Source organism: Faecalicatena sp., from assembly GCF_058819085.1.
This window is the reverse complement of record NZ_JBZUUL010000001.1, coordinates 1-15,781: the sequence shown is the minus strand read 5'-3', so window position 1 is coordinate 15,781 and position 15,781 is coordinate 1. Positions and strand designations below refer to the sequence as shown.

The following is a 15,781-nucleotide window of genomic DNA, read 5'->3' as shown; positions in this document are numbered from 1 at the left end:
TTACATAAAAATAAGAATCTGGTGCTGACAACCTCCTGACATCAGCGCCAGATTCTTATTTCTTGTAAAAACATTCGGCCTTCCCATGGATCAAAGTAGTTTATAGATCCAGTAGATAAACCCTAACACCCAACTGGTAAAGACTCCATATAGGATCACAGGTCCTGCGATCGTGAAGATCTTGCATCCGATTCCAAACACCTGTCCTTCCTTTTTATACTCGATCGCCGGAGCCGCCACAGAGTTGGCGAAGCCTGTGATCGGGACCAGTGCGCCTGCCCCGCCCCATTTTGCGATCTTGGGATAAAGATTGATCCCGGTCAGGATGACACTGAGCAGGACCAAAAGCATGGAAGTCCAGCCGCCGCATTCTTCTTTTGAGAGCTTTTGCATCTCACAGTAATTATAGATCACCTGCCCGATCGTGCAGATGACACCACCAGTGATAAAAGCTTTAAACATATTGACATAGACATTGTGGACGGGCGTCTTCTGTTTGACGTACTGCTCATACTGTTTCTCCTGTTTCATCTTCTCTACCTTATCCATAATAACGTCTCCTTTAAGTTCATGATTAAGGATAGTATCTGGCAATATAGAAAAAATATACCATATAATTACAGATTGGAAGATTTCTTGCTATTACGTGAATCCGGAATTGGAAAAGGACAAATAATGCTTTCATGATAAAATTATGATATGATGGTAAAAGAAAGGTGTTGAATTTAAAAATTAAATAATGTATACGGAAGATTTAAATTTTAGGGTGATGATATTTTTATAAACAAGATTTATGTTGCAGGAAATAAGTGGGCAGTGAGGAGAAATATGAATAAAAAAATTAGTGAGCTTAGTATATTTTTTTTAGTGACATATGGTATTAACTATCTCTTAGGAATCCTGTTGTTAAGGAATGACTTTCTAAATCCTAATCTATTTATGGGAGGGATGGTATTGCTGCCAGCAAGTGGCGTGTTTCTGGCAAAAGTGTATAGTCATGATGATAAGATAGAATCAATACCTTCTGTAATCCCAGGTTTTTGTATGTTTTACGGAATTATAATTGTCATCAAAGTTATTACGGGGATCAATGAAAGTAGAATTCTGCTGTTAGGAGAGTATGCCACAATCGCCGTCAGTATCATATTATTGGTGCGACAAAGAAGAGGTCGAAATGAAAATAAGCCATTTTATAAATTTGAACTTGTACATAAAGATTTTGTGCTCTTTATTGTAATATTGACGGGAAAGGCTTTTTTAGATATGCTGCCATATTTAAAAGAGAACAGCACCAGGATATTTGGCCTTATTGGTAATGTATTGATGATAGCTTTTATATTCATTGGCAGCGGCATACGAGTTTTAGGGGAAGAGTACGGCTGGAGGGGTTATTTGCAGCCTATTATGCAGAAGAAATTTGGAAAAAGAGCTGGTGTGATTTTATTGGGGATATTATGGGAATTCTGGCATATACCACTTTGGTTTACGGTATATGATTTGAAATTATGGGAAATTCCATTCAGAATATTGCTTGCAATTAGTTTTTCAATTTTTCTTGGATATGTATATATGAGAACGAATAATGTCTGGTTATGTGGATTGGCACATAGTGCATATGATACAATGTCATATTATGGTACACAGGGCATGGGGGTGGAGGAGAAAAATATAGGATATCATATGATAATCGTTCTTTTTTTTATACTAAGTTTGTCACTATTTATTTTGAAAAAAGAATATCGAAATAAAGAAAAGGACTGATGAAACAATATCATCGTAAGTGCCTAATTATTGGATAACTATTCCTGTTTTTAACATATGTGGGAATATATAAGTGCCACAACCCCTCGAACATACTGGGTTTGTGGCACTTTGTGTCCCATGCTTGAAGTATAGTATTGTTTTATCTGTTCTTAATTTTTTTAAATCTCGTTCAACTTACGTTTGCTTATAAATTCATAGTCTGTTCGGTAGCTGCATGCTACATGTTGTTCGTCTGCCTGTTCTGCATGGACTGCCTTCTGATATGAAGCATATTTTGAATTGGAAAAAGACAAATAATGCGTTAATGATAAAATTATGATATGATGGTAAAAGAAAAAAAGAAATGTGAAATAGAAAACAAAAGAAAGCAGGAAAATGGCCTATGAAGGTATTAATCGCGGATGATGAAGAAAAAGTATGCAAACTGATACAACATTTGGTCGATTGGGATTCATTTGGTATGGAAATCGTACAGGTTGTAAATGATGGAAAAGCAGCGTTTGAGGCAGTCTGTGAAAAAAAGCCTGACATAGTGATTACGGATATACGGATGCCGAATTATGACGGTCTGGAATTGATACGAAGGAGTAAAGAACGGTATCCTGAAATTAGTTTTATTGTAATCAGCGGATACAGTCAGTTTGAATATGCCCAGCAGGCAATCAAATATGGTGTCAAGGATTATCTGTTAAAGCCTCTTAAAAAAAGGGAGCTGGAACATACTCTTTTGGGGATCAAAGAGCAGTATGAAAATTCAAAAAAAGAGGAACAGGAAATAGAAAAAATCAAATCTCTTGTCACCGCGTCAAGGGAACAGGTGAGAGAGAATTTTTGGATGCAGCTTCTTACGAAGCAGAAGGAACTTTCGTCTATGACAGACTTGAAACTAGACCAAATTAATGTACGATATGAGTGTTGTTTTCAGGAGGGCTTTTTTAATGTAGTCAGGCTGCATCCTTTTTTCAGGGGAACAGGAGTTACAGAGGAAATTATCAATTTCTATCTGTCTAAAATGAACCAGATTACCCGAGAAAAACTGTGTGGCTGCTGTATGGAATTTATCTGTATCGTGTATGATGAAGAGGTAGTCTGTCTGCTCAATACCGAAACAAAGGATTATGCGGAGATTGAACGTCAGCTCAAGCACGTGAAGATTGATATGTCGAATCTTTCGGATATGATCGAGGAGGTAAAGATCTATGCTGGAATAGGAACGTGTGTAACTAAGATATGCAGCATCGGGACATGTATGGAAGAGTCGGATTTGGCCTTATTAGAGCGGATGGGAGAGAAGACGCCGTTCTGTTTGTATTACCATCCAGAGAAGCATAAGGCTGAGGTGCAGGATTTCATAGATATTCAGAAGCAGAGTGATATCCTTGCTTGTCAGGAAAGACTGGATATCGAAGGGGTAAGAAAGCAGATTCAGAGTCTGGAAAAAAAGCTTGAGCCCTATCGAAATGATGGAAGGCTGATTTATGAATGTTACTGTGAACTGATTCAAATACTTCAGTTCGGGATGAAGAATCTGGGAATCACGATTTTTCAGGATTATATGAAACAGTACAGAAGGATGAAAACTTATGGGGAGATATTTGAATGGGTCATAAAGGGGATCGATGAAGAGTATCGGCTTTATATGGAAAATAAAAAGGATGCTGTGAGTAGACCGATTCGCGATGCAAAGCAGTATATCTACGACCACTTTAGTCAGAATATAACACTGGAGGACATCAGTGAGCAGATTGGCTTTAACCCTGCATATTTTTCCACATTGTTCAAAAAGGAAACCGGAAAGAATTTTTTAGAATATGTCACGGAACTCCGTATCCAAAAAGCAAAAAATTATCTGATACAGACAGATTATGATATTGCAGAGATAGCATCCTCGGTAGGGTATGGTGATCTGAAGTATTTTTCAAAGCTGTTTAAGAAGAATACAGGCTTAAGTCCGTCAGAGTTCAGAAAGTTATATAATTAGGTGGGATATGAAAGAGAAGATATTGGCCAGACGTGCCTGGTTCATAATCTGCGGGGGTGGATTGTGCGTCTTCTTAAGTGTGGCGGCGTCTGGTATCGGATTTTATCATTATGGAATATTGTCAGGAAGAGGGGCAGCACTTATTCTGGCCGGAGATGTTTTATTATTAATCGGTTTTTATAAGCTAACTGATCATTGGCTCATCCGTCCATATCGGTTACATAATCAGAAGATCGGACACTTTATGGGAAACAGCCAGTATGGGGACCTGCTGGAAGAGGACTGCGAGGTCTACGAAGGAGAGCTGGAGGTATGGAAAAAGTTTGATAAAATGCTGGATAAACAAAACATCATACAGCTTTCTACCAAACATGCAGAACTACTGGCACTTCAGAATCAGATCAACCCTCATTTTTTATACAATACATTAGAGGCGATCCGGGGAGATGCCCTGTGCGAGGGGATGAATGATATTGCAGACACGACAGAGGCGTTGTCTACCTTCTTTCGCTATACGATTTCTGATACCGGGAATTTAGTTACATTGGAAGACGAACTTGAAAATATTGAAAACTATTTTAAAATCCAGAAGTACCGGTTCGGGGAGCGGATATCTATGCAGGTCGATTTCCCGGAGGACTATGCGAGAGTGCTGCAATGCAGGCTTCCGAAGCTGACCCTGCAGCCGATCGTAGAGAATGCGGTGTTCCATGGTCTGGAGTCCAAAAGTGAGGGCGGGCTTGTCCTGATCTCCATAGACAGTACAGCAAACAAATTGATGCTCAGTATCCAGGATGACGGCGGAGGCATCCCGGAGGAGGAACTGCACAGACTCAATGAAAGACTGGAGCATCCTGAGGTAAAGACATCGGAAAAGAAAAAAGGCGGAATCGCGCTGACCAACGTAAGCCGCAGGATAAAACTGCTCTTTGGAGATGAGTATGGAGTACACATTTTTAGTATTCAGGGAGTCGGTACAGATGTGCAGGTGACGGTCCCTATTATCTATGAGAGCAGGTCAGAATGATTTTGAACTCTGTCAATGGCGGGAGGGAATATGAAGACAGAAGTAATTGTAATAGAAAATGGCGGAGTCATGCAGAATCAGATCCCTGTTTTCAAAGATCTGTCCCTGCAGATTTTTGAAGGAGAGATTGCGGGACTTGCTTTTGATAATCTGATGGAACAGCGCTTCTTCTTGGAGCTTCTCGAGGGACAGCGCCCTTTATCGTCGGGAAGGATCTGTCTGGAGGGAAAGGAAGAGGATTATGAGACAGCAGCCAGGAAGCTTTCTAAATATACAGCTGTGATAGGAAGGAAAAGCGGTTTGATTTCCTCCATAAGCATAGAAGACAATATCTTTCTTTTTTCTGATAAAAGCTGCTTTATCAGGCAGAAAAACTATCGGGAGAGGCTTAGAAAGCTAAAGGAACAATTCCGGATACTGCCTGATATTCCGGACAGGCAGCAGGAGCTGACCATTAAGGAACGGATCATGGTCGAGCTTCTAAAGGCATATGTCGGCAGGAAAAGGATCGTTGTGCTTCAGGATGTGATCGGAGCTTTGGCAAAGCCGGAGATTGAAGAACTATTTGCCTTTCTGAATCAGATCAAAGGAGAAATGACATTCTTAGTAATCGCAGGCTTCGAAGAGGTGGGGATCAGACACCTTGACCGGCTTGTGCTTGTTCAAAATGGAAGAACCATTGCGATGTCCCAGCTGATGATCAGAAAAAAAGGTTTAAACCAGATCCTTCAGGTTCTGATCAATGAAAGCGGAAAGCCGGACCGTTTGATGACACATTTTTCAAAAGAAATGTCAAAAGAGCGGAAGGTGGTTCTAAAGGCAGAAAATGTCTGCACGGAATTTCTGGAAAATTTTGAAATTGAAATGGAGAACGGGGAAATACAAAAGATATATTATTCTGATGAGCGGACTAAAGAACATCTATGGGGGATGTTCACGGGGGAAAACAGGATCGTTGGCGGACATATTTATCTGGATCAGAAGGAGTATAGGATTCATGATATCGCTGAGGCGGTGAAAAGCGGTGTTGGCTTCATTGTAGAAAAGCCATACCAAAATGAATTGATGGACAATATCACAGCAGTAGAAAACATCAGCATGCCCCTCCAGGAAAAGGTGAAAGGCTACTGGATGTTCAGAAAGTATAGACAGAGTGTGGAGAGTTATATCAAGGAGATGCATCTCGAAGAAAGAAAGATCAGAAATCTGAACAGCCTTGAAAGACAGAAAATTGTATATGAAAAATGGTTACTGTACATGCCGAAGGTACTGATCTGTCATAATCCCTTTGCAGACATTGATATCAATATGCAGGAGCTGACAATGAAAATGCTTAAGGTCCTGCAGAAAAGAGGAATTGCAATCCTGATCTTGACCTCCAATCTGTACACCATGAATAAGATTCCGGGAAAGTCATCATATTATTATCAGGGAAAACGTATTGAAGAGGATCATATCTGGGAAATGATAGGGGAATAAAAGGAAATACTAAGGACATGATACAGTTTATGTTCCTGTAAGGAAAACTACAGTGCAGATATAAAAATGTATAAAAAGGATGCTAAAACATCCTTTTTTTTATGCTATAAAGATAAGAACTAAAGAATGCACCCCTTTATCTAAATATAGAAAGTTGAAAAAGAAGCCTAAAAAACTTACGATATTTGTACAAAATAACCAACGAAACGGAGGAGAAAGTTATGAAAAAAAGAATGTTAAGTGTGTTATTAAGTGTGATGATGGTGGCAGCCTTGGCAGGATGCGGGAACTCAGGCGGAAGTGAGGAGAAGAAGGACACAGCAAAGAAAGAAGCATCCGGTGACGAAAAAATTCTGGGTGCAGGTATCTACTCTGCATCTGACAATTTTAACTCCTATATTGGAAAAGCCATTACGAATGCATGTAAGGGCAAATTCACAACCAACATTGAGGATGGACAGAACGATCAGTCTACGCAGAACAATCAGGTGGATACAATGCTTGCCAAAGGTGCAAGTGCAGTAGCTGTTTCGGTATGCGATGTAACGGCAGCACCATCCCTGATCCAGAAGTGTCAGGATGCAGGAGATATTCCGATCATCTTCTTCAATAAGGAGATCACAGATCAGGAAGTGATCAATTCTTATGAGAATGCCTACCAGGTAACCTCAACCGGAGGGGATTACGGGGCAGCGATCCAGGCTGAGATGATCATCGAGTATTGGAAGGCACACCCGGAAATGGATAAGAATAAGGATGGAGTCCTGCAGCTTGTATATCTGATGGGAGATCCGGGGCATACAGCAGCACAGCCAAGATGCGACTATTTAAAGAGTACCATCGAGGATGCAGGAATTAAGATTGAAGTTCTTGCAGAGGATACCGGCATGTGGGTGACGGCAAACGCAAAAGAAAAGATGGATGCCTGGGTATCCAAGTATGGAGATGAGATCGAGTGCTGTGCAGCAGGGAATGACGCAATGGCACTGGGCGCATTAGCATCTATTGAAGCGGCAGGTTTCAATGAGGATGGAGAGTCCAGCAGTAAATATATCCCGATTTATGGGATTGATGCACTCCCGGAGATCCTGTCTAAGATCGACAGCGGCGAAGTAACTGGTTCTGTTCTCCAGGATGCGAAAACACAGGGACAGACGATCGTAAAAATGGCTGACAATCTGGTAAATGGAAGAGATGTCATGGATGGGATCGAAGGTCTGGAAATGGAAGAAGGAGCTAAGGCAGTCCGCGTTCCATATAAAGCGATCACCAAGGAGAATCTGGAAGAGGCAGAGGCTACTTATGCAGAATAACTAAAGAATAGAACATGCAAGAGAGGGAAGGAAGAAAATGGAAACGAACTATATATTAGAAATGCGGCATATCTCAAAATCCTTTCCTGGTGTCAAGGCCTTAGATGACGTTACACTTTGTGTACGTCCCGGGACGGTACATTCACTGATGGGAGAGAATGGAGCTGGAAAGTCCACCCTCATGAACTGTCTGTTTGGAATCTATTCCATCGACAGCGGAGAAATCATTCTGGACGGGAAGGAGGTGGCTTTCCACAGCCCGTCCGAGGCATTGAACAATCATGTATCCATGGTACACCAGGAGTTAAACCAGGTCTTGAATCAGACTGTCATGGAAAATCTGTGGCTCGGGAGATATCCCATGAAGCATGGGCTGATAGATGAGAAAAGGATGTATGAGGAAACAAAGGGGATCTTTGACGATCTGGAGATCGAGGTGGATCCCCGGATGAAGATCGGGGGACTTAAAGTCTCCCAGAAACAGATGATTGAGATCGCGAAGGCGGTATCCTATGATTCGAAGATCATCGTGATGGATGAGCCTACCTCATCCCTGACAGAAAATGAAGTTGAGCATCTTTTCCGGATCATAAACAAATTGGTCAATAAGGGAAGCAGTATTATCTATATTTCTCATAAGATGGAAGAAATTTTAAGGATTTCCAATGATGTTACCGTTATGAGGGACGGAAAGTGGATCGCAACAAAACCGGCCAGGGAGCTGACAATGGATAAGATTATCCAGATGATGGTCGGCCGGGAATTAAAGGACCGCTATCCTGAAAAGACAGCCGCGATAGGGGAAGTGCTCATGGAAGTAAAAAACCTATCCACAGCAGCCCCGTGTTTTGAAAATGTCAGTTTTGAATTACATAGAGGTGAGATCATTGGAATCGCCGGATTAGTGGGGGCGAAAAGAACAGAGGTCTTAGAAACATTGTTCGGCCTGCGGCAAAAGGGGACCGGCGAGATCATAGTTGGCGGCAGGGCTGTGGAAAATAAAAGCCCGAGGGAGGCTATGGCGAATGGGTTTGCAATGCTGACAGAGGAAAGGCGCCTGGACGGTATTTTTGCAGGACTAAGTGTCCGGTTTAATATGACGATAGCAAATATGAAAACATATGCAGGTCATGGATTATTGAAGGATTCTTCGATGAAAACAGATACGGATAAAATGATCACAGCAATGAAGGTAAAGACTCCCTCAGAAAAAACACAGATTGGAAACTTATCAGGAGGAAACCAGCAAAAAGTAATTCTTGGAAGATGGCTGCTGACAGATCCGGAAATCCTGCTTTTGGACGAACCTACCAGGGGGATTGATGTGGGCGCTAAGTTTGAAATCTACCAACTGATCAATGAACTGGCGGCACAGGGGAAAGGCATCATCGTGGTAAGCTCGGAAATGCCGGAGCTTTTTGGGATATCTGACCGGATCATCGTAATGAGCAACGGCCGTCAGGCAGCAACACTTCATGCAAAAGAGGTGGGACAGGTAGAGGTAATGGAAGCTGCCGCGAAATATATTTAAATGGGACGGCATAGTAGAAACAGGAGGAGACTGAAATGAGAATGTCTAAATCAAGAATGAAAGAGTTGATGGCCGAAAAGGCAATTTATATTGTCTTTATCATACTTCTGATCGGGATTGTGATCGTTGAGCCAAAATTCTTATCCTTTAATAACTTTAGAAATATTTTTGCACAATCGGCAACCAAGATCATCATTGCACTGGCTGCCGGAATGGTACTGGTCGTGCAGGGGGTGGACCTGTCTACAGGACGTATGATCGGACTGGCAGCAGTCGTTTTTGCATCACTTGTACAGGCACCGGAATATGCATATAGAATGTATCCGGACCTGAAACAGATGCCGATCATTGTACCGCTTTTACTGGTCATGCTGATCTGTTTATTCTTCGGCGCAGTTTCGGGATTAGCGGTTGCGATTTTCAAAGTTCCACCTTTTATTGCCACGCTGGGGATGCAGTTGATCTTATACGGGATCTCTTCTATTTATTTTGACAGGCCTCCTTATGGGGCACAGCCGATCGGCGGCATCGATCCGTCCGTAACAAAAATTGCGACAGGTTCTATCGGAGTCGGGGAGTTCAGGATACCATATCTGATCATCATTGCACTTCTTGTCTGTGTGATCTGCTGGATCGTATGGAATAAAACAAAATTTGGAAAATACATGTTTGCAGTTGGCGGGAATCCAGAAGCAGCAAAGGTTTCCGGTGTCAACGTGATCAGAACACAGATCACAGTTTATGCGGCAGCAGGGATGATGTATGCAGTTGCAGCCGCATTAGAGGTTGCGCGTATCAGCAGTGCCTCCAATACAACGGGAAACGGATACGAAATGGACGCTGTGGCAGCCTGTGTCATCGGAGGCGTCTCACTCTCAGGCGGGGTGGGAAGTGTCGGAGGGATCGTGATCGGTGTACTTATTTTTACAGTCATCAATTACGGCCTGGCATTCATCGGTGTCAATATGTATTGGCAGTACATTGTAAAGGGGCTGATCATCCTGCTGGCTGTCATTATTGACATGAGAAAGTATACAAAACGGAAATAAAGTATGAGCCGGGGCGAGAAATGCCATCGGACTATGAGGAAGTATAAAGAGAGGACAGCATCATGAGAGAAGTAGTGAAAAATACAAAGCTTACAGAAGACTGCAGTAAGGAGACGATTAAAAAGTTTGTGGAGGAGATCATCCCGGAACTGACCTTGGATGAAAAAATCGGGATTATGTCCGGGCAGATCACGGAGCAGAAACTGATGGATGATCTGTTTTTGATCTGCCATTATAATGTGAAGCCATATCCAACCAAGGAGGTAGAACGCCTGGGGCTTCCAAATATCAGATTTGTGGATGGACCAAGGGGTGTAGTATCAGGATCTGCCACATGTTTTCCGGTATCCATGGCGAGAGGCGCGTCCTTTGACCGGGAACTTGAGGAAGAGATCGGAAAGGTGATCGGAGCAGAGGTACGCGCCCAGGGCGGAAATTATTTTGGCGGTGTCTGCATCAACCTTCCGCGTAATCCAAGGTGGGGAAGGGCGCAGGAATGTTACGGAGAGGACAGCTACCATCTGGGTGAGATGGGAGCGGCCCTGACAAGAGGTGTCCAGAGTCAGAACGTCATGGCATGTATTAAACATTTTGCGATGAACAGTATTGAAAATGCCAGGTTCAAGGCCGATGTATATGCGGATAAACGTACATTATTCGAGGTTTATCTTCCCCATTTTAAAAGATGTATTGAGGAAGGTGCAGCCTCTGTGATGGGAGCATACAATAAAGTATATGGAGAACAGGCGTCAGAGAGCAGGTATTTATTAAAGGATATCCTCAGAGACAAATGGGGATTTGAGGGATTCACACTTTCCGATTTCTTATGGGCTGTGAAAGATGGTGTGAAGGCAGTACAGTCGGGCATGAATGTGGAGATGCCATGCTTCTGCCATTACATAGAAGAGATTCCGAAGGCAGTGGAAGAGGGACGCCTTAAGATGGAAGATGTGGATGAGGCAGTCGGTTATATTCTTCGTACTGTTTTGTATTACGAGACCAGGAAAGATCCAAAGGAATACAGTGAAGATATTCTTGCCTGCGAAGCACATACAGCTGTGGCAAGACGTGCTGCAGAGGAGTCCATGGTGTTATTGAAAAATGAAAACCAGGTACTCCCATTTGATAAGGAAAAGACGGACAAGATCGTCGTGCTAGGTGTATTGGGAGATACAGAAAATATCGGAGATCACGGATCAAGCAGGGTGCATCCTTATTATACGGTGACACCACTGAAAGGCCTGATGAAGAAAATGCCGGGAGCGCAGATACTTTACGATGATGGCAGTGATCTGGAAAGAGCGAGGGCACTTGCAGAAGATGCGGACGCAGTTGTGGTTATAGCGGGATATATACACAGTGATGAAGGGGAATTTCTGGCAGACAGAAGCGATATCGCGGAAATGGGTGGTGACCGTGCCAGCATGAGATTGCACGATAGAGACATTAAGCTGATCCGTGCACTAAAAGGAGCAAATCCCAATATGGCCGTCTCTATCATTGGAAGCAGTGCGATCCTGATCGATGAGTGGGAAAAAGATGTACCGGCGGTTATTTTCTCCTTCTACAGCGGAATGGAGGGTGGAAATGCTTTGGCGGATATTCTGTTCGGCGATATATGTCCAAGTGGAAAGCTGCCGTACACAGTGGCATTTTCAGAGGATGATTATCCAGACTTCGATCCAGACTGCACCTATGCCGAATATGGTTATTATCACGGATATACAAAGATGGACAAGGAGGGGACTTTAGTTCTGTATCCATTTGGATATGGATTATCCTACACTACATTTGAAGTAGGTGCTCCGTCCGTGGAGGTATTTGATGAGACGGCAAAAATCAGGGTGAATGTGAAAAATACCGGAGCAGTGAAAGGCACTGAGGTGGTGCAGCTATACATTGGATGTGAAGGAAGCTGCGTTGACCGTCCGGTAAAAGTACTGCGTGATTTCCAGCGGGTTGAGCTAGAACCAGGAGAGGAAAGGGAAGTCGTATTGAAAGTCACTGCAGCGGATATGGCATATTATTCAGAAGAAAAAGATGACTTTGTAAAAGAAAATATTACTTATATTGCATATACAGGAACCTCAAGTGCGGCAGAAGGCTTGAAAAAGGCAGCATTTACGTTTGGGTAAAGGAGAGGATTCGATGAGGATAGGTGTGGATTATTATCCGGAGCACTGGGATAAAGGCAGATGGGAAACAGATATGGAGATGATGGCAGGAGCAGGTATAGAGCTTGTCAGAATCGGTGAGTTTGCCTGGAGTCTTTATGAACCAGAGGAAGGAACGTTCAATTTTAGCTGGATGGATGAGGTATTGGATTTCCTGGAGGGACATCATATGAAGACTATATTATGTACTCCGTCGGCGACTCCGCCGAAGTGGCTGACAGACAGTTATCCGGAAATCCTCCAGTGGGATATCCATGGAAATCCTAAGGGCTTTGGGACGCGTAAGCACTATTGCTTTAACAGCAGTGTTTATCGTGAAAAGGTCCGCATACTGAACGAAAAAATTGCCCAAAGATACGGGAAAAGAGAGTGCGTAGAGGGCTGGCAGATTGACAATGAACTAGGCTGGTCAGATACGGCCAGGTGCTACTGCGAAAGCTGCCGTAAGAAATTCCAGGGCTGGCTTAAGGAAAAGTATGAGACGATCGAGAAGCTTAATGAGATCTATGGAACGGTATTCTGGAGCCAGGTATATAACAGCTTTGAGGAAGTCATTATCCCGAGGGCAGGGGCATGCTATGATACCTGTCATGACACTCAGGGACAGAATCCGGCTTTATTGTTAGATTATGATAGATTTTCCAGTGATTCAGTAATAGATTTCACGAAGGACAGTATCGAAACGATCCGGCGGTATTCAGACAGGCCGGTCACCACGAACCTTCTGGATGCAGCCGTGAATTCTGGTACGGGGATAGATTATTTTAAACTGTCGAAAGAATTGGATTTCGTTACATGGGATAATTATGTAGAGTTCCAATGGGGAAAAGCATCAAAGGAGACTGTTTCCAGAGATCATGCATTACTGCGCAGCTATAAAAAGCAGCCATTCTGGGTCATGGAGCAGCAGTCCGGCCCTTGTGGCTGGAGCAAGATGGGACCCGCTCCAGCACCTGGAAAGTTAAGGCTGTGGACCTATCAGGCGGTGGCAAACGGGGCAGATACGGTTGTATATTTCCGGTGGAGAGCTTGTCCTTTTGGAACGGAAGAATTATGGCATGGAGTTCTGGACCATGATGGCAGAGAGAACAGGCGGTATCGGGAAATTGTCCGCGTCGGCGCGGAGATGAAGCTTTTAAGCCGGAATTATAAGGCATTGATGCCGCATCCGAAAGTAGCGGTCTTGAAATCTTTTGACTGTGAATGGAGCCAGGAAATACACAGACAGGTGGAAAATCTGGAGTATGACGTATACCAGCTGGAATATTATAAGGCATTCTTAAAACTGGGATGCAGTGTGGATTTTGTCTCTCCAAAGGAGGATTTTTCCGCATATAAACTGATTCTTGCACCGCTTTTTATGATGGCAGACGATGAGTCAAAAGCGAATCTGGAAAACTACGTCAAAAATGGCGGAAATGTATTGTTTAGTTTCAGGAGCGGCATCAAAGACATGCATAATAATATGCTGACAGATCCGCTGCCGGGATTTCTTGGAGAAATGGCAGGGATCGAAATAGAAGAGTATGATCCGCTTCTGGAAAAGGAGACAGCAGTATCAGGCGTGTTCGGGACAAGTCATGCAAAATTGTGGTGCGATATCATACGTCCGATTCAGGCGGATGTGCTGGGAGTCTATACCAGTGATTATTATGCAGACAAGCCATGTTTTACGGTCCGTCAGTTTGGAGAAGGGCAGGCATATTATCTGGGATGTGACTTGGATGAGGCGGCAATGAAAAATCTGGCAGCTTACCTCGGAAAACAGGTGGGGATCAACATGCTTCCCTATGAGATCGAGGGGGTAGAAGTTGTGATGGCAGAGGATGGAGAGCGGGAAGTACTTTTCCTGCTGAATCATCTGGATCGGCCGGCAGTGATCCCGGTATCTGGTGAATACACAGAAATGCTGACAGAAAAGGCAGGAAGTACAACTGTTCACCTGGAACCGTCAGGAGTAGCTGTATTAGAATTTAAATAGGAAGAAAAAGAAAGCAGATGCTGGATTCAAACAGCGGTTTGCTTTCTTTTTCTTTTTTGAAAGGAGAATTTCTAATAGAGGTCAGGGAGATTACCTGGCCATCTCAAAGATTTTTACCACGTCTTCCTTATAGAGCGTCTGGAAGAATCCCACATGTCCTCCCCCTGTTGCAACACATTTTTCTGCCATTTCTTCAATCTGCGCGTTCGTAGGAACCACGCCCAGTTCCCGCAGATTAGTCGGCATGCCAATCTTTCGGCACCAGTCTTCCCAGGCCTCGATTCCCTTGAGTGCGGTAGTTTCAGCATCATAGAAATTCTCAGCTACATCGAATACGCGAACAGCAAATTGTGCAAATCTTGACGCATTGGTCTTATATACATATCTTGCCCAGCTTCCCCAGATGGCACATAAGCCTGCACCGTGTGCAACATCGAACATACCGCCCAACTCATGCTCGATCTTATGGGATGCGAAGTCAGACACACGTCCTGTTCCGGTCAGTCCATTATGGGAAAGGCTTCCTGCCCACATCAGTGTGGCACGCGCTTCATAGTTCTCTGGGTCCTTGACCGCTGTCTTTGCGGCTTCGCGGACAGATACGAGCAGTCCTTCAGCCATACGGTCAATCAGGTCAACATCCGGTGTATTGGTAAAATAGCGCTCCATCGTGTGCATCATGATATCGGAAGCGCCGCTGGCTGTCTGGTAAACTGGCAGTGTATATGTAAGCTCTGGATTCATGATCGCAAATTTAGGTCTTGCACAGTCATGGTTATAGGAGCGCTTGAGCATCCCCTCTTCAATAGTGATCACCATGGAGTTGCTTGTCTCAGAGCCTGTAGCAGCAATGGTGGAGATGCATCCGATCGGTGCGATCTTATCAGTAGTCACTTTCCCAAGCAGAAGGTCTTCCAATGGAAAATCATTCACAAGTCCATAGCCGATCCCCTTTGCTGAGTCGATCGCACTTCCGCCTCCGATTGGAAGCAGAAAGTCAACCCCTTCCTCTTTACAGAGTTTAATACCTTCCTTAACAAGTCCGAGACGCGGGTTCGGAACGACCCCTCCTAAGTCTACATATTCCAGGCCTGCATCCTTGAGTCCTTGATGGACTCTGTCCAGTGTTCCATTTTCCTGTAGAAATGTTCCACCGAAATGAACCAGTACCTTGTGTCCGCCGAGTGCCTTGATCTCTTTTCCTGCCTCAGCTTCAACGCCTTTTCCAAAGATTACCTTTGTTGGATTGTAAAATTCAAAATTAATCATGTACGAACCTCCTTAGAATTAATCTTACATTATATAAATGTGAGCTTTGTTTTGTTATGGTTTCATTATAAGTATTCTTTGCTGGAATGAATAATCGAAAAATTGCACTAAGTAAGTGACTCAAACTTCCCACACCAATAAGGTGTGCTGAACCTTGAAAATCCAATATTTCAGCCAATAAAAAAGGCATAAATACAATCCTTTGGTATAATG

At 43.5% G+C, this 15,781-nt stretch carries 12 protein-coding genes; 9 read left to right on the top strand and 3 right to left on the bottom strand.

The window, feature by feature from the left end; translation table 11 throughout:
* Positions 1-90: 90 nt before the first annotated feature.
* Positions 91-549, bottom strand: a complete 459-nt coding sequence (gene spoVAC, locus AC4OGX_RS00060; RefSeq protein ID WP_493327750.1) for a stage V sporulation protein AC — start codon at positions 547-549, stop codon at positions 91-93.
* Between the two features lie 279 nt (positions 550-828).
* On the opposite strand from spoVAC, the gene AC4OGX_RS00055 reads away from it, so the two are divergent.
* From AC4OGX_RS00055 to AC4OGX_RS00015, 9 genes are all read left to right on the top strand, one after another.
* A complete protein-coding gene (locus AC4OGX_RS00055; protein WP_493327749.1) occupies positions 829-1,761 on the top strand; it encodes a CPBP family intramembrane glutamic endopeptidase in 933 nt (310 codons plus the stop codon).
* Between the two features lie 385 nt (positions 1,762-2,146).
* On the top strand, positions 2,147-3,745 hold the full coding sequence (locus AC4OGX_RS00050) for a response regulator transcription factor (protein WP_493327748.1): 1,599 nt from the start codon (positions 2,147-2,149) through the stop codon (positions 3,743-3,745).
* Between the two features lie 7 nt (positions 3,746-3,752).
* The gene (locus tag AC4OGX_RS00045; protein WP_493327747.1) at positions 3,753-4,772 is read left to right on the top strand and encodes a sensor histidine kinase; all 1,020 of its coding nucleotides are present in this window, start codon (positions 3,753-3,755) and stop codon (positions 4,770-4,772) included.
* 30 nt (positions 4,773-4,802) lie between these two features.
* On the top strand, positions 4,803-6,251 hold the full coding sequence (locus AC4OGX_RS00040; RefSeq protein WP_493327746.1) for a hypothetical protein: 1,449 nt from the start codon (positions 4,803-4,805) through the stop codon (positions 6,249-6,251).
* A 221-nt stretch (positions 6,252-6,472) separates the two neighbouring features.
* Positions 6,473-7,564 carry a galactose ABC transporter substrate-binding protein gene (locus AC4OGX_RS00035; RefSeq protein WP_493327745.1) on the top strand — a complete coding sequence of 364 codons (1,092 nt, stop codon included), beginning with the start codon at positions 6,473-6,475 and terminating at the stop codon, positions 7,562-7,564.
* Positions 7,565-7,601: 37 nt separating this feature from the next.
* Positions 7,602-9,095: a sugar ABC transporter ATP-binding protein gene (locus AC4OGX_RS00030; protein ID WP_493327744.1), complete on the top strand. Its 1,494-nt coding sequence runs from the start codon at positions 7,602-7,604 to the stop codon at positions 9,093-9,095.
* 35 nt (positions 9,096-9,130) lie between these two features.
* A complete protein-coding gene (mglC, locus tag AC4OGX_RS00025) occupies positions 9,131-10,144 on the top strand; it encodes a galactose/methyl galactoside ABC transporter permease MglC (protein ID WP_493327743.1) in 1,014 nt (337 codons plus the stop codon).
* A gap of 62 nt (positions 10,145-10,206) precedes the next feature.
* Entirely contained in the window at positions 10,207-12,279 is a 2,073-nt protein-coding gene (locus AC4OGX_RS00020; RefSeq protein WP_493327742.1) for a beta-glucosidase family protein, read from the top strand.
* A 13-nt stretch (positions 12,280-12,292) separates the two neighbouring features.
* The gene (locus tag AC4OGX_RS00015; protein WP_493327741.1) at positions 12,293-14,299 is read left to right on the top strand and encodes a beta-galactosidase; all 2,007 of its coding nucleotides are present in this window, start codon (positions 12,293-12,295) and stop codon (positions 14,297-14,299) included.
* Positions 14,300-14,389: 90 nt separating this feature from the next.
* Here AC4OGX_RS00015 and AC4OGX_RS00010 read toward each other — a convergent pair whose 3' ends face one another.
* Both AC4OGX_RS00010 and AC4OGX_RS00005 read right to left on the bottom strand, forming a co-directional pair.
* Complete coding sequence (locus AC4OGX_RS00010) at positions 14,390-15,568, bottom strand: iron-containing alcohol dehydrogenase (RefSeq protein WP_493327740.1); 1,179 nt, start codon at positions 15,566-15,568, stop codon at positions 14,390-14,392.
* A partial coding sequence (locus tag AC4OGX_RS00005; RefSeq protein ID WP_493327739.1) for a hypothetical protein occupies positions 15,561-15,781 on the bottom strand: 221 nt, incomplete at its 5' end. The genes AC4OGX_RS00010 and AC4OGX_RS00005, both read right to left, overlap by 8 nt.

Excerpts from the sequence above, each read along its gene's own strand:
- AC4OGX_RS00050 (WP_493327748.1), top strand. The coding sequence starts at position 2,147 with ATGAAGGTATTAATCGCGGATGATGAAGAAAAAGTATGCAAACTGATA.
- AC4OGX_RS00015 (WP_493327741.1), top strand. The coding sequence starts at position 12,293 with ATGAGGATAGGTGTGGATTATTATCCGGAGCACTGGGATAAAGGCAGA.
- spoVAC (WP_493327750.1), bottom strand. The coding sequence starts at position 549 with ATGGATAAGGTAGAGAAGATGAAACAGGAGAAACAGTATGAGCAGTAC.
- AC4OGX_RS00035 (WP_493327745.1), top strand. The coding sequence starts at position 6,473 with ATGAAAAAAAGAATGTTAAGTGTGTTATTAAGTGTGATGATGGTGGCA.
- AC4OGX_RS00040 (WP_493327746.1), top strand. The coding sequence starts at position 4,803 with ATGAAGACAGAAGTAATTGTAATAGAAAATGGCGGAGTCATGCAGAAT.
- AC4OGX_RS00020 (WP_493327742.1), top strand. The coding sequence starts at position 10,207 with ATGAGAGAAGTAGTGAAAAATACAAAGCTTACAGAAGACTGCAGTAAG.
- mglC (WP_493327743.1), top strand. The coding sequence starts at position 9,131 with ATGAGAATGTCTAAATCAAGAATGAAAGAGTTGATGGCCGAAAAGGCA.
- AC4OGX_RS00045 (WP_493327747.1), top strand. The coding sequence starts at position 3,753 with ATGAAAGAGAAGATATTGGCCAGACGTGCCTGGTTCATAATCTGCGGG.
- AC4OGX_RS00055 (WP_493327749.1), top strand. The coding sequence starts at position 829 with ATGAATAAAAAAATTAGTGAGCTTAGTATATTTTTTTTAGTGACATAT.
- AC4OGX_RS00030 (WP_493327744.1), top strand. The coding sequence starts at position 7,602 with ATGGAAACGAACTATATATTAGAAATGCGGCATATCTCAAAATCCTTT.
- AC4OGX_RS00010 (WP_493327740.1), bottom strand. The coding sequence starts at position 15,568 with ATGATTAATTTTGAATTTTACAATCCAACAAAGGTAATCTTTGGAAAA.